Raw genomic sequence first — 23,112 nt, 5'->3', positions numbered from 1 at the left:
TGATGAAAATTGGATTTATCGGTCTGGGAAATATGGGCGGCAGTCTCGCTCGTCTAGTTGCCCAAGATGAAAGATTTAGAAGCGAATTACTCCTGGCTAATCGCAGTCGTGACAAGGCTGAAAAGATTGCTACGGAACTTGGTGGCCAGCCGGTCAGTAATGCAGAAGTTTTTTCGCGAGCAGAGGTGATTTTTCTGGGTATCAAACCAGCTCAATTTGCTGACTTGCTAACTGAATATCAGGAAGTTCTAGAAAAACGGGAGTCTCTTTTGCTGGTTTCAATGGCTGCTGGTCTGCCTTTGGAAACATTGGAAAACTTAATTCCTAGTCACCATCGCTGGATTCGGATAATGCCTAATACTCCAGTAGTCGTAGGTGAGGGCGTTATTAGCTTTGCTTTATCCCAGCAGGCGAATCAAGCGGATGAAGATTTGTTACAGGAACTTCTGTCTTCGGCTGGTCTTTTGGTCAAACTAGAGGAAAAGCAGCTGGATGCGGCGACAGCTCTTGCTGGCTGTGGACCAGCTTTCGTCTATCTCTTTATAGAGGCCTTAGCGGACGCTGGTGTCCGAGCAGGACTCAGTCGCGATATATCCCTGCAGCTGGCCAATCAGACACTTTTAGGAGCTGCTAAGCTAAGTCAGGTCAGTGGGCAACATCCTGCCCAGCTCAAAGACCAGGTCTGCAGTCCGGCTGGTTCGACCATCGCCGGGGTAGCCAGTCTGGAAGAAAATTCCTTTCGAGGAACAGTCATGGATGCCGTTCAAGCTGCCTACAAGAGGACGCAGGAGTTGGGGAAGAAGTGATTTAAAACTTTAATTTTTTAGATTATAGGAAAGCGTGTGACTTGCGAGGATAATTTTTGTCTTTGCAGGCTCACTCTTTTTTTCTTTGTTTGATAATCAAATAAGTCCTCTCTTTAAAACTGTGGTATAATAAGTACTATGCAAACCAAACCGACTTCTGCTTATGTGCACATTCCTTTTTGTACTCAGATTTGTTATTACTGCGATTTTTCCAAGGTATTTATCAAAAATCAGCCGGTAGATAGTTATCTGGAGCATTTGATTGAGGAGTATAATTCTTACGACATCAAAAAGCTCCGTACCCTCTATATCGGTGGTGGGACTCCGACGGCTCTATCTGCGTCTCAATTAGCCTTTTTGTTGGAAAAGCTGACAGATAAGCTAGATTTATCTTATCTGGAGGAATTGACTATTGAAGCCAATCCCGGGGATTTGGACCAGGAGAAGATTGCTGTACTTAAAGATTCACCAGTCAATCGGGTTTCGCTGGGTGTACAGACTTTCAATGATCGCATGCTCAAGCAGATTGGCCGCAGTCACTTGGAAAAGGATATCTATGAGAATATTGCCAATCTCAAAAAAGCGGGTTTTGACAATATCTCGATCGATTTGATTTATGCCCTGCCCAAGCAGACCATGGAGGATGTGAAAACTAATGTAGCCAAGGCCATTGCTTTGGACATTCCTCACATGAGTTTGTACAGCTTGATTTTGGAAAATCATACGGTCTTCATGAATCGGATGCGACGAGGGAAACTGCCTCTGCCCAAGGAAGATTTGGAAGCGGAGATGTTTGACTACATTATAGCTGAGCTGGAAAAGGCAGGTTTTGATCATTATGAGATTTCAAACTTTTCCAAGCCAGGCTTTGAGAGCCGTCACAACCTCATGTACTGGGACAATGCGGAATATTATGGTATTGGAGCGGGAGCGTCTGGCTATGTCGATGGTGTTCGCTATAAAAACCACGGGCCGATTCGTCATTATCTGCAGGCGGTGGAAGCGGGCAATGCCCGTGTGCAGGAAGAAATGCTGATGCTGAAAGAAAAGATGGAAGAAGAAATGTTTCTAGGATTGCGCAAGAAATCAGGCGTGTCTAAAAAACGTTTTGAGGAAAAATTCGGTATTTCCTTTGAAGATCAGTACGGAGCTGTCGTGGCTGAACTGACTGAGCAGGGCTTGCTAGTGCCAGATAGAGATATCGTGCGCATGACCAAACAAGGCCTCTTTTTGGGCGATACGGTTGCTGAGAAATTTATATTGGAGTAAATCATGGGCTTAACTTATCAAATGAAAATGAAAATTCCTTTTGATATGGCAGATATGAATGGCCATATCAAGCTGCCGGATGTCATCCTGTTGTCCTTGCAGGTATCGGGGATGCAGTCGATTGAGCTTGGCGTCAGTGACAAGGATATGCTGGAGCAGTATAACTTAGTCTGGATTATCACGGACTATGATATTGATGTTACACGTCTGCCACGATTTGCAGAGGAAATTACTATTGAGACGGAAGCTTTGACCTACAATCGGCTTTTTTGCTACCGGCGCTTCACGATTTTTGATGAAGCAGGTCAGGCCATTATTCAGATGATGGCAACCTTTGTTCTTATGGATCGAGATAGCCGCAAGGTTCGTGCCGTTGATCCGGAGATTGTAGCGCCATATCAATCTGAGTTTTCCAAGAAATTACTGCGCGGTCCTAAGTATCCAGACTTGGAAAATCCTGTCAGCAAGGACTACCATGTACGCTTTTACGACTTGGATATGAACGGCCATGTCAACAATAGCAAGTATCTGGACTGGATCTTTGAGGTCATGGGCGCAGACTTCCTCACCCGATACATTCCCAAGAAAGTCCATCTCAAGTATGTCAAGGAAGTTCGACCGGGTGGTATGATTGCTTCTAGCTATGACCTAGAAGGTCTGCAGAGCAATCACCAGATTTCCAGTGACGGCGAAGTCAATGCTCAGGCTTTGGTTACCTGGCAAGAGTTTAAACATGAGAATGAGGAAGAGCAGAAATGACTTATAAAGGATATTTGATTGATTTAGACGGGACGATTTATAAGGGGAAGAGTAGAATTCCGGCTGGTGAAGCTTTTGTGCATGACTTGCAGAAGCGCAAGATTCCCTATCTTTTCCTGACCAATAATACTACTCGCACGCCAGAAACAGTGCAGACCATGCTGGCTGAAAATTTCAATATTGAAACGCCGCTTGAGACTATTTACACAGCAACTCTGGCTACCATTGATTATATGCAGGAGAGAAAACTGGGCAAGAAAGTCTACGTCATTGGTGATGTGGGACTTAAACATGCTATTGAAGAAGCTGGATATATAGAGGATACAGAAAATCCTGACTATGTAGTAGTGGGCCTGGACTGGGAAGTGGACTATGAGAAGCTGACAATAGCGACTCTGGCCATTCAAAAAGGTGCTCACTTTATCGGGACCAATCCTGATCTCAACATTCCGACGGAGCGAGGTCTGCAGCCAGGAGCGGGTGCTATCAACGCCCTCTTGGAAGCAGCCACTCGGGTTGAGCCCACCTTTATCGGCAAGCCAAATGCAATCATCATGGAAAAAGCCATAGAGCATCTAGGACTGGCGCGTGAAGAAGTGGTCATGGTTGGTGATAACTATCTGACAGATATTCGAGCGGGAATCGACAATGGGATTCCGACCCTTCTGGTTACGACAGGTTTTACCCTACCAGAAGAGGTGCCCAATCTGCCGATCCAACCGACGCACGTCTTGTCAAGTTTAGCGGAGTGGGACTTCGATGCGTGATAAGGTAAGATTTTCAGCCAGCGTCTTGTGCTTGCTGGCAGTAGCTATTCTGCTGACCATTTATCTGGCTTGGCTTTTATACCCGATGGAGATTTCTCATTTCAACTTGCCGGATAAGGTGTATTTGAAAGCAGAGACCATCCAGTATAATTTTAATATTCTGATGAATTACCTGACCAATCCTTTTAGTCAGAAACTAGCGATGCCAGATTTTCGCTCGTCAGCTGCAGGGCTACATCATTTTCAGGCGGTCAAGTATCTTTTTCACTTGGCGCAAGCTAATTTTCTAATAACCTTGCCGGTTTTGATTTTCTTTATCAAAAAAGTGGTTAAAAAGGGATTTTTGGGTCTTTACAGACGGGCCTTTCTGGTGATTAGTCTCTTGCCGCTTGTCTTTGCTGGCTTGGCTTTTATGATTGGTTTTAATAATTTTTTTACACTCTTTCATCAAGTTCTCTTTGCCGGAGACAATACCTGGATGTTTGATCCAACTAAGGATCCAGTCATTTGGATTCTACCAGAAGAATTTTTCATGCACGCCTTTATTCTTTTTGCTTTACTTTATGAGGGAATCTTTTTAACCTTGTATTTCCTAAGCCGAAAGGGTAAAGAGAAAATTTAATATAGGAGATTTTATGTATTATATGCCCGAACCTTTAAATCCTAAAAAAGATCTAGGCCGATTTTCAGCAACTTGCTTTACTTATTTATGGGTTATGCTTGCTTCTGTTTTCGTTTATGCATTTGTAGCTTTTTTCGTTATTATGCCAGGGCAAGATATGGATATCCAAAAGACCCAGGAAGTTCTCACTAAATTTATTGAAAAGGACGGTGGAGCTTATATTTTAGCTTCTTGTCTCGGTGTTCTTACTTTCACGGTGTCTCGGGGTAAGCAGCTCTTTAAATACGACCTTCGTCGCAAGGGACGGAAGATGACTCCTAAAGTTTTCTTTTATATGATTTGCTTCCTTTTGTTCGCCCAATTGTTTACAGCTGTTGTCAATCAGATGATGCAGGCTATCATGCAACTCTTCAATATAGACCTATCTGGTATGGAATCAGGGAGCGGTGGTTCTGAGACACTGACTATGCTGATTTATTCATCTTTGATGGCTCCAGTTACAGAGGAAATTATTTTCAGAGGCGCTGGTTTGCGAGCTTTAGAGAAGCATGGAAAGATTTTTGCCATTCTTATGACTTCGATTTTATTTGGCCTTTTTCACGAAAATCTTTATCAGCTTTATTTTGCTAGTTTAATTGGTTTGGGGCTTGGCTATATCGCTTTTGAGTATTCGATTATCTGGTCTATCATTTTTCATGCTATTAATAATTTTGTTATAGCAGAAGGTTTAGCTTTTCTTTCAAAAAGAGCTCCGGAGCCTATAGTTAACATCTTTTTTTACGGCTTATTAATCGCTGGCAGTACAGTATTTCTTTTGCTCTTAATCTTGAAGTGGCCAAAATTTAAGGAATACATTGATGCCAATCGTTCGCTCCCAGGGACCTATCGACAGGCTTTTAAATCAGTCTGGTTCTGGGTTCTGGTTGTGTTTACTTTTCTTGGAACGTTTCTGCCTGTCATGGCAGCCTATCTTGTATCATTGATTAATAATAGCTAATTGCCTTTTAATTGGCAGTTATGCAACGATATGTAAGGAGTTGGATGTAGTCCAGCTCTTTTTTTGTTCGATAAAAAGATAGAAATTGAAAGTTTTTGATAGAAAATGCTTGACATTAAAAATTAAAGAGGTATAATAATCGTAAACGATTTCAAAGGANGTGCTTTATGCTGAAGTCGGAAAGAAAGCAGGTTATTCTAGAGACAGTCATAAGAGAAAAATTTGTTTCCTTAGACTATCTAGTACATGCTTTAAACACTTCAGAATCAACTATCAGAAGAGATTTGGATGAACTGGAGAGCGAGCATAAGCTGCGACGAGTTCACGGAGGAGCCGAAAGCCTTCATTTTCTGCAAGAAGAGGAGAGTAATCAGGAAAAATCTATCAAAAGCATTCAAGAAAAGACAGCTATTGCCAAGATGGCAGCAAGCTTGATTCAAGAACATGATGTGATTTTTATTGATGCGGGGACAACCAATGAGCTTTTAGTTAATGAGCTGCATGACCCTAGAGTGACAGTGGTCACCAACTCCATTCACCATGCGACCAAGTTGGTAGAGCGTAATATCCCGACGGTCATTATCGGTGGAAAGGTCAAACGCTCAACGGATGCCAGCATTGGCGGTGTTGCCCTAAATCAAATCGGTCAGTTGAATTTCGATAAGGCCTTTATTGGAATGAATGGCATAGATGATGGCTTCTTTACCACTCCCGATATGGAGGAAGGAGCTGTCAAAAGAGCGATTTTGGAGAATGCTAAGAAGACTTATGTCTTGGCTGATCTTTCTAAACTAGGACAGACGTCCTTTGTCAAGGTCGCTCCTCTTGCCAAAGCAAGCATTATTACTAATCAAAATGAATCGGAAGTGATTCAAGCGCTCAAAGAAAAAACGGAGGTGATTGAAGTATGATTTATACTGTCACACTAAACCCTTCCATCGACTATATTGTTCGTCTGGAAAAGGTCCTTATAGGAAGCGTTAATCGGATGGACAGTGACAACAAATTCGCTGGCGGAAAGGGAATCAACGTTAGCCGAGTTCTCAAACGTCTAGGTATTGAGAATACAGCGACTGGCTTTATCGGTGGGTTTACTGGAAAGTTCATCACAGATATTCTGGAAGAGGAAGGGATTTCCAGCCATTTTGTAGAGGTTGAGCAGGATACTCGTATCAATGTCAAGATTAAAGCAGATGCTGAGACAGAAATTAACGGACCAGGTCCAGAAATTTCCAGTCAGAAACTAGAAGAGTTGGAATCATTTCTTTCTTCTCTGACTTCAGAAGATACAGTAGTCTTTGCTGGCAGCAGTCCTAAAAATTTAGGAAATGTTGTCTACAAGAGGCTGATCAGTCTGACCAGAAAGACAGGAGCACAAGTTGTCTGTGATTTTGAAGGACAGACACTGCTGGATTCTTTAGAGTTTGAGCCGCTCTTGGTCAAACCAAACAATCACGAACTAGGTGATATTTTTGGAGTCAAGCTCGAAAATTTGGATCAGATTGAGAGTTATGCCCGTCAAATCTTAGACAAGGGTGCCCAGCATGTGATTATTTCCATGGCTGGAGACGGGGCTTTGCTTGTAACTCAAGAGGGTGCTTACTTCGCCAAACCTATCAAGGGCGATGTTAAAAATTCTGTAGGTGCTGGCGACTCCATGGTGGCTGGATTTACTGGAGAGTTTGTCCGCTCTGGTGATGTTATTCAAGCTTTCAAATGGGGAGTGGCCTGCGGAACGGCAACCACCTTCTCAGATGATTTGGCAACAGCTGAGTACATAAAAGAAATCTATGAAAAAGTAGAGGTAGAAAAAATATGAAAATTCAAGACTTACTAAGAAAAGATGTGATGTTGCTAGACTTGCAGGCAACAGAGAAAAAAGCTGTTATCGAAGAAATGATTCAAAGTCTAGTGGATCATGGCTATGTAACAGACTTCGAGACTTTCAAAGAAGGGATTTTGGCTCGTGAAGCCTTGACTTCTACAGGATTGGGTGACGGAATTGCTATGCCTCACAGCAAAAATACTGCAGTGAAAGAAGCGACGGTGCTTTTTGCCAAGTCAAATAAAGGCGTAGATTATGAGAGTTTGGATGGACAGCAAACTGATCTTTTCTTCATGATTGCAGCTCCAGAAGGTGCTAACGATACTCACTTGGCTGCCTTGGCTGAATTGTCCCAATACCTGATGAAGGATGGTTTTGCGGATAAATTGCGCCAAGTGACTTCGCCTGATCAGGTGATTGAGCTCTTTAACCAAGCTTCAGAAAAAGCAGAAGAACCTGCTGTCGTCGAACCTGCCAATGAAGGCGGAGCTTTCCTCGTAGCTGTAACAGCTTGTACGACAGGAATTGCGCATACCTACATGGCTCAAGAGGCTTTGCAGAAGGTCGCAGCTGAAATGGGTGTCGGCATCAAGGTTGAAACCAATGGTGCCAGCGGTGTTGGAAATAAGCTGACTGCAGAAGATATTAAAAAAGCAAAAGCTGTTATCATCGCGGCAGATAAGGCCGTAGAGATGAATCGCTTTGACGGCAAGCCGTTGATTAATCGTCCAGTTGCAGATGGTATTCGTAAGACAGAAGAACTCATCAATCTGGCCCTTTCTGGAAATGCTGAGGTTTACAAGGCAGCTAACGGTAGCGGTGCTGCAGAATCAAGCAATGAGAAACTTAGTCTGGGCGGCGCTTTCTACAAGCACTTGATGAGCGGTGTTTCCCAAATGTTGCCATTCGTTATTGGTGGCGGGATTATGATTGCCATTGCATTCTTGCTGGATCAGATCTTAGGTGTACCAAAGATCAGCTTTCTAATCTGGGAAGTTATCATGAGATTGCAGCGCAGTTTAAAGCAATTGGTGGAGCAGCATTTGGTTTCATGTTGCCGGTATTAGCTGGTTATATCGCTTACTCAATCGCTGAAAAGCCAGGTCTGGTTTCTGGTTTCGTAGCTGGTGCCATTGCAAGCAGCGGTGCATCATTTGGTGGTGTTGCCTATGCTGAAGGCGGTCAGAAGACTCTTAAATTAACTGGTGTATCATCTGGTTTCCTAGGAGCTTTGGTAGGCGGCTTCTTAGCTGGTGGTATCATACTTCTCCTTCGTAAGCTTCTTGCAGGTCTGCCTCGCTCACTTGAAGGTATCCGTTCAATCTTGCTCTTGCCTCTTCTGGGTGTTCTTGTGACTGGATTTGTGATGTTGGCGGTCAATATTCCAATGTCAGCAATCAATACAGCCCTGAACGATTTCTTGGCAAGTCTGAGCGGAAGCTCGGCTGTCCTTCTTGGTCTCTTAGTTGGTGGTATGATGGCTGTCGATATGGGTGGGCCGGTTAATAAGGCTGCTTACGTATTTGGTACTAGTACACTTGCAAGCACTGTTTCAACTGGTGGTTCTCCTGTAATGGCAGCTGTAATGGCAGCTGGTATGGTTCCACCTTTGGCAGTATTTATTGCAACTCTTTTGTTCAAACATAAATTCACTGAAGAAGAACGCGATTCAGGTTTGACAAACATTGTCATGGGTCTGTCTTTCATCACAGAAGGAGCTATCCCGTTTGGAGCTGCTGACCCAGCCCGTGCTATTCCAAGCTTTATCGTCGGTTCCGCTCTTACAGGTGCTCTTGTAGGCCTGTCTGGTATCAAGCTCATGGCTCCTCACGGAGGAATCTTCGTTATCGGCTTGACAAATAATCCAATCCTTTACTTGGTATATGTATTGATTGGTGCGGTAGTCAGCGGTGTTATTTTTGGTTACCTGCGCAAACCACTTGAAAAATAATATTTAAAAGAATCTCGCTTTTGTTAGTGAGATTCTTTTTTGTGTTTTCCAGCCTGCAAATTTTAGCATGGAAACTTCGCTCGATATATGGTATAATGGGCCTATCGCATATTTTTAGGAGAATAAAAATGAACATACAGCGCGAAAAAGAATTTGTTAGTCAGTACCATTTTGACGCCCGAAATTTTGAGTGGGAAAAAGAAAATGGAACACCTGAAACCAAGGTTGATGTGAATTTCCAATTGGTCAAAAGAGATGTTGAAGCTCACACAACTTCATTGATTGTGATTTTGACCTTTATGATTGTTTTTGAGAATTTTGTTATCAGCGGAACTATTTCGCAAGCCAACCACATTCGCGGTCGCCTTATTGAAGAACCGAGTGAATTTGACCACGATGAAGTAGAAGAACTGGCTCGGCCTTGCTTGACCATGCTCAACCGCTTGACTTATGAAGTGACAGAAATTGCTCTGGATTTGCCCGGCATTAATTTGGAGTTTTAATTATGAAGTTAGCGGTTATCACAGATTCATCGGCCTATCTGCCGGCTTCCCTGCTGGAAAATGAAAATCTTTTCGTCTTGGATATTCCGGTCGTGATTGCTGGTGAGACTTATGTCGAAGGTAGAAACTTAACAGCCAGTGAATTTTATGAAAAAATGGCTCAGTCAGATGAATTACCCAAGACCAGTCAGCCTAGTATTGCTGAGTTAGAAGAGATTCTCACCATTCTAGACGGAAAGGACTATACCCATGTTCTGGGTCTCTTTCTATCCAGCGGTATTTCTGGTTTTTACCAAAATATTCAGTATCTGAAAGATGAATTTCACGGTTTGAAAATCGCCTTTCCGGATTCTAAGATTACCAGTGCACCGCTCGGTATCATGGTCCAATCTGCTCTAGAATGGGCAGCGCAAGGCCTGGAGTTTGAAACAATTTTAGCTAATGTCCAGAAGCAAATCGATGGCACCAGCGCTTTTATCATGGTGGACGACTTGAACCACTTGGTCAAAGGAGGACGCCTGTCTAACGGTGCAGCTATTCTGGGAAATCTGCTCAGTATCAAGCCTATTCTGTATTTTAACGATCATGGTGTGATAGAGGTTTTTGAAAAGATTCGGACGGAGAAGAAGGCAACCAAGCGTATGCTGGAACTTGTCCAAGAAAGAACAGCAGGCGGTGCTTATCAGATTATGGTTATCCATGGCAATGCACCAGAAAAAGCAGCTGATCTACAGCAAAATCTGCTAGACAGCGGTATTGCTAGTAAAGTCCCTATCGCAACCTTTGGCAGCGTCATCGGGACGCACTTAGGTGAGGGCAGTGTTGCACTTGGGTATATTCCTGTGATCTGATTGCTTGAAAGTCTGAGCTTGTCTCTGTAAGGAGGAAAACATGAGTATCAAAGTTATTATTGCTGGTTTTAAAGGAAAAATGGGCCAAGCAGCCTATAAAATGGTGACAGAAGATCCTGAATTAGAATTAGTTGGACTACTGGACCCTTTTACGGATGAAAAAGAAGTGGCTGGTGTTCCTGTCTTCAATGCTAAGGAAGAATTGGCTGGGCTGGAAGCCCATGTCTGGGTTGATTTTACAACCCCTAAAGTAGCTTATGACAATACTCGCTTCGCTCTAGACCAGGGATTTTGCCCAGTTGTCGGAACGACAGGTTTTACACCAGAGCAGTTGGAAGAGTTAATCACGTTGTCTAGGGAAAAGGAGCTGGGCGGATTGATTGCGCCAAACTTTGCCTTGGGAGCTGTTTTGCTGATGCAGTTTGCGGCTCAGGCAGCTAAGTATTTCCCAAATGTAGAAATTATCGAACTGCATCATGACCAGAAAAAGGATGCACCGAGCGGGACGGCTATCAAGACAGCTGAGCTCATCAGCCAAGTCAGACCGAGCAAGCAGCAGGGAGCTGCTGATGAGGAAGAGTCTATAGCTGGCGCTCGTGGAGCTGATTTCAATGGCATGCGTATCCATTCAGTTCGCTTGCCAGGTCTGGTTGCCCATCAAGAAGTAGTCTTCGGCAGCCAGGGAGAGGGATTGACCCTGCGGCATGATTCCTATGACCGTGCTTCATTTATGACAGGAGTTAATCTTGCCATTAAAGAAGTTGTCAAACGCTCAGAATTAGTCTATGGATTGGAACATTTACTATGAGATTAGAAACTCTGCCTTCTGAATTTCAGGAGGCTTTGCCAGTATTAGAGAAGATAAAAGCGGCTGGCTTTGAAGCTTATTTCGTTGGGGGTTCTGTTCGAGATGCCCTTTTGCAGCGACCTATTCACGATGTGGATATCGCCAGCTCTAGCTATCCTGAGGAAACCAAGCGTATCTTTGACCGGACAGTTGATGTTGGGATTGAGCATGGGACCGTCTTGGTTTTGGAAAATAACCGTGAATACGAAGTAACAACTTTCCGGACTGAGGATGTCTATGTGGACTACCGCAGGCCTAGCAAGGTTTCTTTTGTGCGCTCTTTGGAAGAAGATCTCAAGCGGCGCGATTTCACCATCAATGCTCTGGCTTTGGATGAAAACGGTCAAGTCATCGATCTTTTCCAAGGATTGGATGATTTGGAAAATCGGATTTTGCAGGCTGTTGGAACTGCTGCAGAGCGCTTTAATGAAGATGCTCTACGCATCATGCGAGGCTTTCGTTTTCAGGCCGCCTTGAATTTTGATTTGGAGCAAGATACTTTTGCGGCTATGAAGGATTGTGCTCCCTTGCTTGAAAAGATTTCGGTTGAACGAATTTTTATCGAGTTCGACAAGCTCTTGCTGGCTCCGTTTTGGCTCAAAGGCTTAGAGGCACTCTTGACAAGCGGTGCCATAGAATTTTTGCCTGATTTGAAGGGAAGCAGAGCTAAGTTAGAAAGGCTCTTCGAGTTGGCTTCAGATTTTCGCTTTTCAGCATCCGAGCAAGCTTGGGCAGCCCTTTTACTGGTCTTAGATGTGCAAAATGTCAAAGGCTTTCTAAAAAAATGGAAGACTTCTCGTGAATTTGCCAAGAAAGTAGAAGATATGGTTGAGATTGCGGACATTCGTTCAGAACGAGACTTGACCAAGCGAGACTGCTATGACTATGATATTGACTTATTGCTACAAGCAGAAGAGCTTCGACAGGCGCAAGGTTTGGCAGTGGATTTCTCCGCAATTCAGAATCTTGATGCTAGTTTAACTATTCATAATAAGCAGGAAATGGTAGTCAATGGCGGCATGCTGATGCGGGAGTTCGGCTTTGAGCCAGGACCAAAACTGGGCCAAATTCTGAAAGAGTTGGAATACGCTATTGTAGATGGCCATTTGCCTAATGACTTAGAGGCTATTTACGCCTATATCAAGGAGAAAAAATGAGCGATTTTATCGTTGACAAGCTAACCAAATCAGTAGGAGATAAGACTGTTTTTCGGGATATTTCCTTTATCATTCATGACCTAGACCGTATTGGTCTGATTGGTGTCAATGGAACAGGAAAGACAACGCTGCTGGATGTGTTGTCGGGCAAGTCGGGCTTTGACGGAGATGTCAGCCCTTTTTCTGCTAAGGCAGGCTATAAGATTGCTTATTTGACTCAGGAGCCTGATTTTGATGAGGAGCAGACGGTGCTTGATACTGTTTTGTCCAGTGATTTACGGGAAATACAGTTGATTCGAGAATATGAGCTGCTCCTGACGGCTTATGATGAAAGACAACAGTCAAGACTAGAAGCGGTTATGGCCGAGATGGACTCGCTCCATGCTTGGGAAATCGAAAGTCAGGTCAAGACGGTCCTGTCCAAGCTTGGTCTGACTAATCTGTCACTTAAGGTTGGTCAGTTATCAGGAGGTCTTCGTCGTCGAGTTCAGCTGGCTCAGGTTCTCTTAGGTGATGCCGATTTGCTCTTGCTGGACGAGCCGACCAACCACCTAGATATTGATACCATTGAATGGCTGACGCATTTCTTGAAAAATTCAAAGAAGACCGTGCTTTTCATAACCCACGACCGCTATTTCTTGGATAATATTTCGACACGGATTTTTGAATTGGATGGCGGTCGCTTGATTGAATACCAAGGAAATTATCAAGACTATGTTCGTCTTAAGGCTGAGCAGGATGAACGGGATGCGGCCTTACTTCATAAGAAGCAGCAGCTATACAAGCAGGAGCTATCTTGGATGCGGCGGCAGCCTCAGGCTCGGGCAACCAAGCAACAGGCTCGTATCAATCGTTTCCATGACCTCAAGAACGATTTGGCAGACCAGACGACTGACAGCAATCTGGAAATGAACTTCGAAACCAGTCGTATCGGTAAGAAGGTCATCGAGTTTCAAAACGTAGACTTTGCTTATGACCAGAAGCCTATTCTCTCTCAGTTTAGCCTTTTAATCCAGAACAAAGACCGCATTGGGATTGTTGGAGATAACGGTGTCGGCAAGTCAACCTTGCTCAATCTGATTGTCGGTAAACTTCGGCCTCAGGCTGGTCAGCTCATTATCGGAGAGACAGTCCGAGTCGCCTATTTCTCTCAGCAGATCGAAGGCTTGGATGAGTCTAAGCGGGTCATCAATTACCTGCAAGAAGTGGCCGAGGAGGTCAAGATGGGCGTTGGAACGACTTCCATTGCAGAACTCTTGGAGCAGTTTCTTTTTCCACGCTCTACTCATGGGACTTTAATCGAAAAGCTTTCTGGCGGAGAGAAGAAACGCCTTTACCTGCTCAAACTTCTCTTGGAAAAGCCTAATGTCTTGCTTCTTGACGAGCCAACCAATGATTTGGATATTGCAACTCTGACGGTCTTGGAAAACTTTCTGCAAGGCTTTGCCGGTCCAGTTATTACAGTCAGTCATGACCGTTATTTCCTAGACAAAGTAGCCAGCAAGATTTTGGCTTTTGAGGATGGAAATATCAGAGAGTTTTTCGGAAATTACACGGATTACTTAGACGAAAAAGCCTTTCTGGCTGACAGCTCTGCCATTTCACCAAAGACTGAAAAGGAAAAATCAACCAAGGTGCGCGAGGAGAAAAAGCGCATGTCCTACTTTGAAAAGCAAGAGTGGGAGTCTATTGAGGCTGATATCGAGGCGCTTGAGGAGCGGATTTCTGATATCGAAGCGGCCATGCAGGAGAATGGCTCTGACTTTGCTCGCTTGTCTGAGCTCCAGCAAGAACTGGATAAGCAGAACGAAAAGCTGCTGGAAAAATATGAGCGCTATGAATACCTGAGTGGGTTAGATGGATGAAAGAAGTAGTGTTTAGGCAGAGCTGGTTGAAAATATTCTTTTTAGCTATATCGGCGAGCGCTCTTGCTGGCTTTTTGACTGCAGTTCTTATATTACCATCTAAAAACGGTTATTTGTTATTCGACTCCAAAATTTCTGTGATTGAAAAAATGTTTTTGGTGATAGGTACAATTGTTTTTGATTTCCTGTCTATTTTAGTATGGATTTGTTTGTTTAGGGATAAACGTTTTCTTCGTCTAACGGAACAGGGCTTTTACTTTAGACCCCTTCTTTTTAGAGAAATTTCGTTTTATAGTTGGGAAGAAATCCAGAGGATAGACTATAAAATTGAACGTATTCGACATTATGGGAAGATCCAATTATTCAATAAAAGACATATTTTAACGGTTTGTTTTCATTCAGTAGATCCTGCAGTTTTGAAGAAAAGTAGGCTTGCTTCTAGAAAGAGCAGAAGGTATAAGTTTGGAATCCCTGAGTCGTTAGAAATTCTTCTAATGTTGCTAAAAAAAGAGAAACCAAAATATATTTATGAAACAATGATGGAGTTCCATAATCATTGGCAAGCAAGACAGAAAGATATTTAATAGAAATTTTTTGATTCGAACTGTTTGGTCTATTGTTAATCTAAAACCTTTAGAGATGGAACGGAGGCATCTATGAAACTAAGATTGGAAAGTAGAAAATCGAAAAAAACGCAAGAACTGGGAAATTTAATCAGATCCTACAATCAATCAAAGAGGGAGCCCTCCAAAAGCGAACCTCTTAACATCTATGTAGAAGATGAACAAGGGAATCTGCTGGCTGGTATGGTGGCCGAAACTTTTGGTAATTGGCTGGAGATTGAGTATTTGTATGTGAGCGAGGAATTAAGAGGGCAAGGTATAGGCTCAGAAATACTATGCAAGGCGGAACAAGAAGCCAGAGAAAGGAAATGTAAATATTCATTTGTAGATACGTATCAGTTTCAAGCGCCGGATTTTTATAAAAAGCACGGCTATACAGAAGTGTTCGCACTGAAAGGCTATCCTTATACTGGTGAAAGATATTATTATACAAAAGAGTTGTAAGTTTACTTTGGGAATAAAGATGGATTTGATTTTTACTTTTCTTTATGCAAACCTTTTCCTTACTGAAAAAATCTGATATAATGATGATAAATAAAACACAGAGGAGAACATCATGTCGAAAAAAATAATCGGAATTGACCTTGGTGGAACATCTATTAAGTTTGCTATTTTGACTTCAGAGGGCGAAATCCAAGAAAAATGGTCCATTAAAACCAATATTTTGGACGAAGGGAGCCACATCGTAGATGATATGATTGAGTCAATCCTGCATCGTTTGGACTTGCTTCAGCTTTCAGCAGAGGATTTTATCGGGATTGGTATGGGCTCGCCAGGAGTAGTTGACCGTGAGAAAGGGACTGTTATCGGTGCTTACAATCTCAATTGGAAGACGCTGCAGCCGGTCAAGGATAAGATTGAAAAAGCGACAGGGATTCCTTTCTATATTGACAACGATGCTAACGTTGCTGCTTTGGGTGAACGCTGGATGGGAGCTGGAGAAAACCAGCCTGATGTAGTCTTTATGACACTGGGTACAGGTGTTGGCGGAGGAATCGTTGCCGAAGGAAAGCTCTTACACGGACTTGCTGGAGCAGCAGGAGAGTTGGGTCACATCACTGTTGACTTTGATCAGCCGATTCAATGTACCTGTGGCAAGAAGGGCTGCTTGGAGACGGTTGCATCTGCGACCGGTATTGTCAATCTGACTCGCCGCTATGCTGATGAGTATGCTGGTGATGCCGAGTTGAAAAAGCTGATTGACAATGGTGAAGATGTTAATGCAAAGATTGTCTTTGACTTAGCGAAAGAAGGCGATGAGCTAGCTTTGATTGTCTATCGCAATTTCGCTCGCTACCTAGGAATTGCCTGTGCCAATATCGGCTCTATCCTAAATCCATCTACAATTGTTATCGGTGGTGGTGTGTCGGCTGCGGGTGAATTCTTACTTGATGGCGTGCGCAAGGTTTATGAAGAGAATAGCTTCCCGCAGGTTCGTACTTCAACCAAGTTGGCCTTGGCTACTCTTGGAAATGATGCCGGTGTTATCGGGGCAGCTTCATTGGTTTTACAATAATTCAACAAGTATGCTTCATTTGTTCTCCTGCAGAAAGGTCTGTAGGAGAATTTTTATGGAAAATTTGCTATACTAGAAAAAGCTCACTGAACGAAGGAGAAATCATGACGCTAGCAGATACGATTTTCAAAGAGAATATTAAAAAAATTATGAAGCAGGGTGTTTTTTCTGAAAATGCTCGTCCACGATACAAGGATGGAAATGTGGCTAATTCCAAATATATCACTGGTTCTTTTGCGGAATATGATTTGAGCAAGGGCGAGTTCCCAATCACGACCCTGCGTCCTATTGCCATCAAGTCTGCCATCAAAGAAGTCCTTTGGATCTATCAAGATCAGTCTAATAGTCTGGAACTGCTCAACGACAAGTATCATGTACACTACTGGAATGACTGGGAAGTTGGCGATACAGGTACTATAGGCCAGCGCTACGGAGCTGTTGTCAAGAAGCATGATATTATCCATAAAATTCTCCAACAGTTGGAAGCCAATCCTTGGAACCGTCGCAATATCATCTCTCTCTGGGATTATGAAGCTTTTGAAGAAACAGATGGCTTGTTTCCATGCGCTTTTCAAACCATGTTTGACGTTCGGCGTGTAGATGGTGACATTTATCTGGATGCGACTCTGACTCAGCGGTCAAATGATATGTTAGTTGCTCACCACATCAATGCTATGCAGTACGTTGCTCTGCAGATGATGGTTGCCAAGCATTTCGGCTGGAAGGTCGGCAAGTTCTTTTACTTTATCAATAACTTGCACATCTATGACAATCAGTTCGAGCAGGCGGAGGAGCTATTGCGTCGGGAACCTAGCGACTGTCAGCCTCGACTCGTTTTAAATGTGCCGGATAGGACCAATTTCTTTGATATCAAAGCAGAAGATTTTGAGTTATTAGACTATGATCCCGTTAAACCTCAGCTGAAGTTTGATTTGGCTATTTAACGATTTTGATAAGTGTATGCGAAAACTGCCAACCTCTGCAAAAGTTCTGCTTGAATCATACTTTAAACATGCCTTTTTACAGCAAATTTGATAGAATAGAGTTACTAATACAAAGGATAAAAGGATGACAAAGAAGATTATTGCCATTTGGGCTCAGGCAGAGGATGGTCTGATTGGAAAAGACAAGGTCATGCCTTGGCATCTCCCGGCAGAATTGCAGCATTTTAAGGCAACGACGACTGGACATGCTATTTTAATGGGGCGTGTGACCTTTGATGGTCTGCAGCGTCGCGTTTTGCCAAATCGAATCAGTTTGATTTTGAGCAAGGACAAGAACTATCAAGTTGACAATGAAAATGTCTTGCTGTTTAGCAATGTGGAAGATGTCTTGGAGTGGTACCACAAGCAGGATAGAAACTTGTATGTTATCGGCGGAGCGCAGATTATCAGAGCTTTTGAGTCATATTTGGAAGAATTGATTCAGACTCAGATTGCTGCTAAGTTGGAAGGAGATACCTATTTCCCTGAGACATTTGACTGGACTCCTTATCAGGAAGTTAGCAGTGAATTTCATGCCAAAGATGAAAAGAATCCTTATGATTTCACTATAAAAAGATACCAAAGGAAGGACTCGTAAGAATGGAACGTAGTATTTTTGGTTTTTTTACGGCCTTTTTATGTGTCATTTGTCTTATTTGTGCCGTTCAAACCTTTCGAAAAAAGCGGTTTGGACTAGCAGCTTTATTTTTGCTGAATGCTTTTACAAATCTTGTAAATTCCATTCATGCTTTTTATATGACACTTTTTTAACATGTACGAAAGAAAATAAATAGATTTAGAATTTTAGAATTGGAGTAAACAATGCCTACAAGTCGTAATGATGATATGATGGTTTTTTGTTCTTTCTGTGGGAAGAACCAAGATGAGGTGCAGAAGATTATCGCTGGTAACAATGCCTTCATCTGTAATGAATGTGTGGAACTGGCGCAGGAGATCATCCGTGAAGAGCTAGCTGAGGAAGTGCTAGCAGATCTGTCTGAGGTACCAAAACCTCAGGAGCTGCTGAATATCTTGAACCACTATGTTATCGGGCAAAACCGAGCTAAGCGTGCCTTAGCAGTAGCGGTCTATAATCACTACAAGCGTATTAACTACCACGACAGCCGAGAAGAAGAAGATGTGGAACTGCAAAAGTCAAATATTTTGATGATTGGCCCGACCGGGTCAGGTAAGACCTTCCTGGCGCAGACTCTTGCTCGCAGTCTCAATGTGCCTTTTGCCATTGCTGATGCAACAGCTCTGACTGAAGCTGGTTATGTCGGGGAAGATGTGGAAAATATTCTCCTCAAGCTTTTGCAGGCAGCTGACTTTAATATTGAACGTGCAGAACGCGGCATTATCTATGTTGATGAGATTGACAAGATTGCCAAGAAAGGTGAGAACGTCTCAATTACTCGTGATGTTTCAGGCGAAGGAGTTCAGCAAGCTCTGTTGAAGATTATCGAAGGAACAGTAGCTAGTGTACCGCCGCAGGGTGGACGCAAGCATCCGCAGCAGGAAATGATTCAGGTTGATACCAAGAATATTCTCTTCATTGTTGGCGGTGCCTTTGACGGTATAGAAGAAATCGTAAAACAGCGTCTGGGTGAGAAAATCATTGGTTTCGGTCAGAATAATCGAGCGATTGACGAAGATGGATCCTATATGCAGGAAATCGTCTCAGAAGACGTCCAAAAGTTTGGTATTATCCCTGAGTTAATCGGCCGTTTGCCTGTTTTTGCTGCTCTGGAGCAACTAACAGTTGATGATTTGGTTCGGATTTTGAAAGAGCCTAGAAACGCCCTTATTAAGCAGTATCAGGCACTTCTATCTTATGATGACGTTAAGCTTGAATTTGACGAGGAAGCTCTGCAGGAGATTGCCAATAAAGCGATTGAACGTAAAACAGGTGCACGCGGACTTCGATCAATTATCGAAGAAACTATGATGGATGTCATGTTTGAAGTTCCGAGCCAGGAGAATGTCAAACTTGTCCGCATTACCAAAGAAGCAGTAGATGGAACAGATAAGCCTATTCTAGAAACTGCCTAGCGAGGTGCTTATGGAAATCAATACACACAATGCTGATATTTTGCTGAGTGCAGCCAATAAATCGCACTACCCTCAAGATGATATTCCAGAGATTGCCTTAGCTGGCCGCTCCAATGTCGGAAAATCCAGTTTTATCAACACCCTTCTCAACCGAAAAAATTTAGCACGAACTTCTGGAAAACCTGGAAAAACGCAGCTGCTAAACTTTTTCAACATTGATGACAAGCTGCGTTTTGTCGATGTGCCAGGTTATGGCTATGCCCGTGTTTCCAAAAAAGAGCGTGAAAAATGGGGGCGGATGATTGAGGAGTATCTGACCAGTCGTGAAAATCTCAGAGCAGTTGTCAGCCTTGTTGATCTTCGGCATGATCCCAGCGCAGATGATGTGCAGATGTATGAATTTCTGAAATATTATGACATTCCGGTTATTCTAGTAGCGACCAAAGCTGATAAAATCCCTCGCGGGAAATGGAATAAGCACGAGTCGGCTATTACGAAAAAGCTGGACTTTGACAAAAATGATGATTTCATTCTTTTTTCCTCAGTCACCAAAGATGGCTTAGATGCTGTTTGGGACGCGATTTTATCAAAAATTTAATAATACGAATTAAATCCAACTCGTTTTTGAGTTGGATTTTTTGAAATAAAACGAAAAATGTCATATACTTGTAAATTATCAATAGTGTTTTTTTAATCTTTAGTATGTTACAATGGTATCATTAACATCTTATTCAGGAGAAGTGCTGTGAAAAAGAGAATTTCAAAAAAAGGTAAGAGAATCCTTTCAGCTTTATTCATCATGACAACAACAATTGCTGTTGGCTTCGTCTTGGCAAAGCATATTAATCCTGCTAGTGCCAATAATAGCGACCAGCAGCCTATGAATCAAACAGACTATTTCATTTCACAAATCGGTGAGCCAGCGCGTCAGTTGGGACAGGACAATGATCTTTATGCCTCTGTTATGATTGCACAGGCTATTTTAGAAAGTGGCTCAGGACAGTCTGGTCTGTCCGGTGAACCTCATTATAACCTTTTCGGTATCAAAGGTCACTACGACGGTCAGTCTGCTAATATGGAGACTTGGGAAGATGATGGAGAAGGAAATGCTTATACCATCAACGACAGTTTCCGTTCATATCCTAGCTATGTAGAGTCTCTTCAAGACTATGTTGCGGTTCTCAAACAGGGGCATTTTGCAGGTGCTTGGAAGAGCAATGCACCAACCTATCAGGATGCAACAGCTGCCCTGACTGGTGTCTATGCGACAGATACTAGCTATAATGCTAAATTGAACTATATTATTGAGAAATATGATTTGACTCGATTTGATTCACCGCTCTATGAGTCTGGAGCCGGCTATATCGTTTACAATCCTTATCGTCAGCAATACACTACTCAAGATATCTTGGATGTCGATACTGCTTGGGCTAATAGATTTTAATAGCGTAACTAAAAAAGAGGGGAGACCTCTTTTTTATGTCGCCTTGCTGATCTCTCTAGTCTCGAATTTTCGTATTCGCTAGTGTTGATCCTGCTTACTTAAGAAGATTTTTAGGAGTATTTCATGGGAAAATTTAAAGATTTACTTGAAAACCAAGAAATTATTATTTTAGATGGAGCCTTAGGTACAGAGTTGGAAAGTCTGGGTTATGATGTATCTGGTAAGCTTTGGTCAGCTCAATACCTATTAGACCAGCCTCAGATTATTCAAGATGTGCATGAAAGCTATGTGAGAGCTGGCAGTGACATCATCACTACGTCCAGTTATCAGGCCAGCATTCCAGCATTTATAGAGGCAGGACTAACTCCTGAAAAGGGTTATGATCTTTTGAAAGAGACAGTCTTCTTAGCACAAAAGGCAATCCAAAATGTTTGGCAAGCATTATCTCCAGAAGAGCAAAAGCAGCGATCCTATCCTCTAGTTGCAGGCTCGGTAGGGACTTATGCTGCCTATTTAGCTGATGGTTCGGAGTATACGGGGGACTACCAGCTGAGCGAAGAGGAATTCCAAGAGTTTCATCGACCGCGTATTCAAGCTTTGTTAGAAGCAGGCTGTGATTTATTGGCTATTGAAACAATTCCAAATGGAGCAGAAGCGGCAGCAATCCTTCGGCTTTTAGCTGAGGAATTTCCGCAGGCTGAGGCTTATTTGTCCTTTGTCGCCCAGTCGGAGACGGCTATATCAGATGGCACTAAAATTGAGGAATTAGGAAACTTGGCTCAAGAAAGTCCACAAGTCTTGGCAGTCGGCTTTAACTGTACAGCTCCGCATTTAATTGCTCCATTATTAGATGAGCTTGGACAAGTGTGCAACAAACCTTTTCTGACCTATCCAAATTCTGGCGAAACTTATAATGGCTTGACCAAGACTTGGCACGATGATCCAGAGCAGGAGCGGAGCTTGCTGGAAAATAGTAAACTTTGGCAAAATCAAGGAGTGCGGCTTTTTGGTGGTTGTTGTCGAACACGACCAGAAGATATTGCTCAGTTAGCAAAAGGATTAAAGGGTTGAAAATAAATTTTCAATCCTTTTTTAGAAAATTTAAAAAGGTTCTCGAAAACGCTATCAAAAGAAAGAACTTTGTGATATACTATACATAGTTTAAATTAATAGGAGAATTTTTTATGCCTGAATCGACATTTATCCCTAAAATTGAAGCAGCTTGCCGCAAAAAAGAAGCTTTGTTTGATACAAGCAAGGCCAAGTATGCCGTTCGTTCCATCTTTGCTGGAGCTTTCCTAACCTTTAGTACTGGGGCTGGAGCCATCGCGGCAGATTTGACGAATAAGATCGTTCCAGGAACTGGGCGTTTTCTCTTTCCTTTCATCTTTGCTTGGGGATTGGCTTACATTGTCTTTCTAAATGCAGAATTGGTGACTTCCAATATGATGTTTCTGACTGCTGGTACCTTTTTGAAGAAGATTGACTGGAAAAAAGCCTTGATGATTTTGCTTTATTGTACCTTTTTCAATCTGATTGGCGCCTTGATTGCCGGCTGGCTCTTTGCTAACTCGGCTGCTTATGCAGGGCTTAGCAAAGAAAGTTTCATTTCTGGTGTTGTGCAGATGAAGCTTGCCCGATCTAATGAGCTGATTCTACTCGAGGGAGTCTTGGCCAATATCTTTGTTAATATCGCTATTCTTTCCTTCGTCTTGGTCAAGGATAGTACAGCTAAGCTCTTCTTAGTTATATCAGCTATTTATATGTTTGTATTCCTAACTAACGAACACTTGGCAGCCAACTTTGCTTCCTTTGCCATCGTGAAATTCAGCTCAGCAGCAGCGGAAGTGCAAAATTTTGGTATTGGAAATATCCTACGCCACTGGGGCGTAACCTTTATCGGTAATCTCATCGGTGGTGGCCTACTCATAGGTTTGCCATACGCTTGGTTTAATAAGGAAGAAAGTAATTATGTGGACTGACAAAAAAGGATTTTCGAATCCTTTTTTTGATGTCTCCTTAAATAAATAGAACCTTGTGGACAAATTTGATAACCCATTGTTATTTGTTGGTGATAAGCTACTTTAGTAGATTTAGTTCACTTGCAACTAGTAGGGGATTTTTTGCAAACCTAATAAAATCATTGAAGAAGATAGTATGATAAAAAAGCGATTGACAGGTTAAGTGATTTTTTGTTATACTGACAATGATACTATATAAAGATAACTGACGTTTTTTTGAAAAGTAATATTTCAATCACCTGATGCAATTAAAT

Annotated in this window: 23 protein-coding genes and 1 pseudogene; all 24 read left to right on the top strand. The window is 42.6% G+C overall.

The features are described from left to right. Nucleotides 1–2 precede the first annotated feature (2 nt). The 24 genes and pseudogenes from proC to D8886_RS08925 all read left to right on the top strand — a co-directional run bounded on the left by proC (nucleotide 3) and on the right by D8886_RS08925 (nucleotide 22,819). The gene (proC, locus tag D8886_RS09050) at nucleotides 3–806 is read left to right on the top strand and encodes a pyrroline-5-carboxylate reductase (RefSeq protein WP_125435263.1); all 804 of its coding nucleotides are present in this window, start codon (nucleotides 3–5) and stop codon (nucleotides 804–806) included. Between the two features lie 138 nt (nucleotides 807–944). Continuing rightward, nucleotides 945–2,075, top strand: coding sequence for a radical SAM family heme chaperone HemW (hemW, locus tag D8886_RS09045; RefSeq protein WP_125435244.1), 1,131 nt, complete (start codon nucleotides 945–947; stop codon nucleotides 2,073–2,075). 3 nt (nucleotides 2,076–2,078) lie between these two features. After that, nucleotides 2,079–2,834 carry an acyl-[acyl-carrier-protein] thioesterase gene (locus D8886_RS09040; protein ID WP_125435243.1) on the top strand — a complete coding sequence of 252 codons (756 nt, stop codon included), beginning with the start codon at nucleotides 2,079–2,081 and terminating at the stop codon, nucleotides 2,832–2,834. After that, nucleotides 2,831–3,601 carry a TIGR01457 family HAD-type hydrolase gene (locus D8886_RS09035; protein WP_125435242.1) on the top strand — a complete coding sequence of 257 codons (771 nt, stop codon included), beginning with the start codon at nucleotides 2,831–2,833 and terminating at the stop codon, nucleotides 3,599–3,601. The genes D8886_RS09040 and D8886_RS09035 overlap by 4 nt, the downstream gene beginning before the upstream one ends. After that, nucleotides 3,594–4,223, top strand: coding sequence for a TIGR01906 family membrane protein (locus D8886_RS09030; RefSeq protein ID WP_125435241.1), 630 nt, complete (start codon nucleotides 3,594–3,596; stop codon nucleotides 4,221–4,223). Before D8886_RS09035 ends, D8886_RS09030 begins: the two co-directional genes overlap by 8 nt. 13 nt (nucleotides 4,224–4,236) lie before the next feature. After that, complete coding sequence (locus D8886_RS09025) at nucleotides 4,237–5,220, top strand: CPBP family intramembrane glutamic endopeptidase (protein ID WP_125435240.1); 984 nt, start codon at nucleotides 4,237–4,239, stop codon at nucleotides 5,218–5,220. A 167-nt stretch (nucleotides 5,221–5,387) separates the two neighbouring features. Further along, the gene (locus tag D8886_RS09020; protein WP_049547385.1) at nucleotides 5,388–6,131 is read left to right on the top strand and encodes a DeoR/GlpR family DNA-binding transcription regulator; all 744 of its coding nucleotides are present in this window, start codon (nucleotides 5,388–5,390) and stop codon (nucleotides 6,129–6,131) included. After that, nucleotides 6,128–7,039 carry a 1-phosphofructokinase gene (pfkB, locus tag D8886_RS09015; protein ID WP_125435239.1) on the top strand — a complete coding sequence of 304 codons (912 nt, stop codon included), beginning with the start codon at nucleotides 6,128–6,130 and terminating at the stop codon, nucleotides 7,037–7,039. Before D8886_RS09020 ends, pfkB begins: the two co-directional genes overlap by 4 nt. After that, nucleotides 7,036–8,996 (top strand): annotated as a pseudogene (locus D8886_RS09010) (PTS fructose transporter subunit IIABC). The gene pfkB and the pseudogene D8886_RS09010 overlap by 4 nt, the downstream one beginning before the upstream one ends. 128 nt (nucleotides 8,997–9,124) lie before the next feature. Continuing rightward, nucleotides 9,125–9,499 (top strand): DUF1149 family protein, encoded by a 375-nt coding sequence (locus D8886_RS09005; RefSeq protein WP_125435238.1) that lies wholly within the window; start codon nucleotides 9,125–9,127, stop codon nucleotides 9,497–9,499. A gap of 2 nt (nucleotides 9,500–9,501) precedes the next feature. Continuing rightward, nucleotides 9,502–10,350, top strand: a complete 849-nt coding sequence (gene fakB, locus D8886_RS09000) for a fatty acid kinase binding subunit FakB (RefSeq protein ID WP_125435236.1) — start codon at nucleotides 9,502–9,504, stop codon at nucleotides 10,348–10,350. 40 nt (nucleotides 10,351–10,390) lie between these two features. Then, nucleotides 10,391–11,158 carry a 4-hydroxy-tetrahydrodipicolinate reductase gene (gene dapB, locus D8886_RS08995; protein ID WP_125435234.1) on the top strand — a complete coding sequence of 256 codons (768 nt, stop codon included), beginning with the start codon at nucleotides 10,391–10,393 and terminating at the stop codon, nucleotides 11,156–11,158. Further along, nucleotides 11,155–12,354: a CCA tRNA nucleotidyltransferase gene (locus D8886_RS08990; RefSeq protein ID WP_125435232.1), complete on the top strand. Its 1,200-nt coding sequence runs from the start codon at nucleotides 11,155–11,157 to the stop codon at nucleotides 12,352–12,354. The genes dapB and D8886_RS08990 overlap by 4 nt, the downstream gene beginning before the upstream one ends. Continuing rightward, the gene (locus tag D8886_RS08985) at nucleotides 12,351–14,219 is read left to right on the top strand and encodes an ABC-F family ATP-binding cassette domain-containing protein (protein ID WP_125435230.1); all 1,869 of its coding nucleotides are present in this window, start codon (nucleotides 12,351–12,353) and stop codon (nucleotides 14,217–14,219) included. The genes D8886_RS08990 and D8886_RS08985 overlap by 4 nt, the downstream gene beginning before the upstream one ends. Beyond that, nucleotides 14,216–14,803: a hypothetical protein gene (locus tag D8886_RS08980; RefSeq protein WP_125435228.1), complete on the top strand. Its 588-nt coding sequence runs from the start codon at nucleotides 14,216–14,218 to the stop codon at nucleotides 14,801–14,803. Before D8886_RS08985 ends, D8886_RS08980 begins: the two co-directional genes overlap by 4 nt. Nucleotides 14,804–14,875: 72 nt before the next feature. After that, nucleotides 14,876–15,286: a GNAT family N-acetyltransferase gene (locus tag D8886_RS08975; protein ID WP_125435226.1), complete on the top strand. Its 411-nt coding sequence runs from the start codon at nucleotides 14,876–14,878 to the stop codon at nucleotides 15,284–15,286. A 112-nt stretch (nucleotides 15,287–15,398) separates the two neighbouring features. Continuing rightward, nucleotides 15,399–16,358 (top strand): ROK family glucokinase, encoded by a 960-nt coding sequence (locus D8886_RS08965; RefSeq protein WP_125435221.1) that lies wholly within the window; start codon nucleotides 15,399–15,401, stop codon nucleotides 16,356–16,358. A 104-nt stretch (nucleotides 16,359–16,462) separates the two neighbouring features. Further along, complete coding sequence (locus D8886_RS08960) at nucleotides 16,463–17,302, top strand: thymidylate synthase (RefSeq protein ID WP_125435219.1); 840 nt, start codon at nucleotides 16,463–16,465, stop codon at nucleotides 17,300–17,302. Between the two features lie 124 nt (nucleotides 17,303–17,426). Next, entirely contained in the window at nucleotides 17,427–17,939 is a 513-nt protein-coding gene (locus D8886_RS08955; RefSeq protein ID WP_125435217.1) for a dihydrofolate reductase, read from the top strand. A gap of 224 nt (nucleotides 17,940–18,163) precedes the next feature. After that, nucleotides 18,164–19,393 carry an ATP-dependent Clp protease ATP-binding subunit ClpX gene (gene clpX / locus D8886_RS08945; RefSeq protein WP_125435215.1) on the top strand — a complete coding sequence of 410 codons (1,230 nt, stop codon included), beginning with the start codon at nucleotides 18,164–18,166 and terminating at the stop codon, nucleotides 19,391–19,393. A gap of 10 nt (nucleotides 19,394–19,403) precedes the next feature. Next, nucleotides 19,404–19,991 carry a ribosome biogenesis GTP-binding protein YihA/YsxC gene (gene yihA / locus D8886_RS08940; protein ID WP_125435213.1) on the top strand — a complete coding sequence of 196 codons (588 nt, stop codon included), beginning with the start codon at nucleotides 19,404–19,406 and terminating at the stop codon, nucleotides 19,989–19,991. Nucleotides 19,992–20,138: 147 nt separating this feature from the next. Then, nucleotides 20,139–20,837: a glucosaminidase domain-containing protein gene (locus D8886_RS08935; RefSeq protein ID WP_061591818.1), complete on the top strand. Its 699-nt coding sequence runs from the start codon at nucleotides 20,139–20,141 to the stop codon at nucleotides 20,835–20,837. Between the two features lie 123 nt (nucleotides 20,838–20,960). Beyond that, entirely contained in the window at nucleotides 20,961–21,908 is a 948-nt protein-coding gene (gene mmuM, locus D8886_RS08930) for a homocysteine S-methyltransferase (protein ID WP_125435211.1), read from the top strand. Nucleotides 21,909–22,021: 113 nt separating this feature from the next. Beyond that, entirely contained in the window at nucleotides 22,022–22,819 is a 798-nt protein-coding gene (locus D8886_RS08925) for a formate/nitrite transporter family protein (protein ID WP_049547372.1), read from the top strand. Nucleotides 22,820–23,112 lie beyond the last annotated feature (293 nt).

Origin of the sequence: Streptococcus sanguinis, assembly GCF_003943655.1 — a bacterium.
GTDB classification, from domain to species: Bacteria; Bacillota; Bacilli; order Lactobacillales; family Streptococcaceae; genus Streptococcus; species Streptococcus sanguinis_F.
The sequence above is the reverse complement of the archived record's forward strand: the minus strand, read 5'-3'. Positions and strand labels throughout refer to the sequence as shown.

Coding starts and splice junctions, on each gene's coding strand:
- proC (WP_125435263.1), top strand. CDS start 3: ATGAAAATTGGATTTATCGGTCTGGGAAATATGGGCGGCAGTCTCGCT.
- hemW (WP_125435244.1), top strand. CDS start 945: ATGCAAACCAAACCGACTTCTGCTTATGTGCACATTCCTTTTTGTACT.
- D8886_RS09040 (WP_125435243.1), top strand. CDS start 2,079: ATGGGCTTAACTTATCAAATGAAAATGAAAATTCCTTTTGATATGGCA.
- D8886_RS09035 (WP_125435242.1), top strand. CDS start 2,831: ATGACTTATAAAGGATATTTGATTGATTTAGACGGGACGATTTATAAG.
- D8886_RS09030 (WP_125435241.1), top strand. CDS start 3,594: ATGCGTGATAAGGTAAGATTTTCAGCCAGCGTCTTGTGCTTGCTGGCA.
- D8886_RS09025 (WP_125435240.1), top strand. CDS start 4,237: ATGTATTATATGCCCGAACCTTTAAATCCTAAAAAAGATCTAGGCCGA.
- D8886_RS09020 (WP_049547385.1), top strand. CDS start 5,388: ATGCTGAAGTCGGAAAGAAAGCAGGTTATTCTAGAGACAGTCATAAGA.
- pfkB (WP_125435239.1), top strand. CDS start 6,128: ATGATTTATACTGTCACACTAAACCCTTCCATCGACTATATTGTTCGT.
- D8886_RS09005 (WP_125435238.1), top strand. CDS start 9,125: ATGAACATACAGCGCGAAAAAGAATTTGTTAGTCAGTACCATTTTGAC.
- fakB (WP_125435236.1), top strand. CDS start 9,502: ATGAAGTTAGCGGTTATCACAGATTCATCGGCCTATCTGCCGGCTTCC.
- dapB (WP_125435234.1), top strand. CDS start 10,391: ATGAGTATCAAAGTTATTATTGCTGGTTTTAAAGGAAAAATGGGCCAA.
- D8886_RS08990 (WP_125435232.1), top strand. CDS start 11,155: ATGAGATTAGAAACTCTGCCTTCTGAATTTCAGGAGGCTTTGCCAGTA.
- D8886_RS08985 (WP_125435230.1), top strand. CDS start 12,351: ATGAGCGATTTTATCGTTGACAAGCTAACCAAATCAGTAGGAGATAAG.
- D8886_RS08980 (WP_125435228.1), top strand. CDS start 14,216: ATGAAAGAAGTAGTGTTTAGGCAGAGCTGGTTGAAAATATTCTTTTTA.
- D8886_RS08975 (WP_125435226.1), top strand. CDS start 14,876: ATGAAACTAAGATTGGAAAGTAGAAAATCGAAAAAAACGCAAGAACTG.
- D8886_RS08965 (WP_125435221.1), top strand. CDS start 15,399: ATGTCGAAAAAAATAATCGGAATTGACCTTGGTGGAACATCTATTAAG.
- D8886_RS08960 (WP_125435219.1), top strand. CDS start 16,463: ATGACGCTAGCAGATACGATTTTCAAAGAGAATATTAAAAAAATTATG.
- D8886_RS08955 (WP_125435217.1), top strand. CDS start 17,427: ATGACAAAGAAGATTATTGCCATTTGGGCTCAGGCAGAGGATGGTCTG.
- clpX (WP_125435215.1), top strand. CDS start 18,164: ATGCCTACAAGTCGTAATGATGATATGATGGTTTTTTGTTCTTTCTGT.
- yihA (WP_125435213.1), top strand. CDS start 19,404: ATGGAAATCAATACACACAATGCTGATATTTTGCTGAGTGCAGCCAAT.
- mmuM (WP_125435211.1), top strand. CDS start 20,961: ATGGGAAAATTTAAAGATTTACTTGAAAACCAAGAAATTATTATTTTA.
- D8886_RS08925 (WP_049547372.1), top strand. CDS start 22,022: ATGCCTGAATCGACATTTATCCCTAAAATTGAAGCAGCTTGCCGCAAA.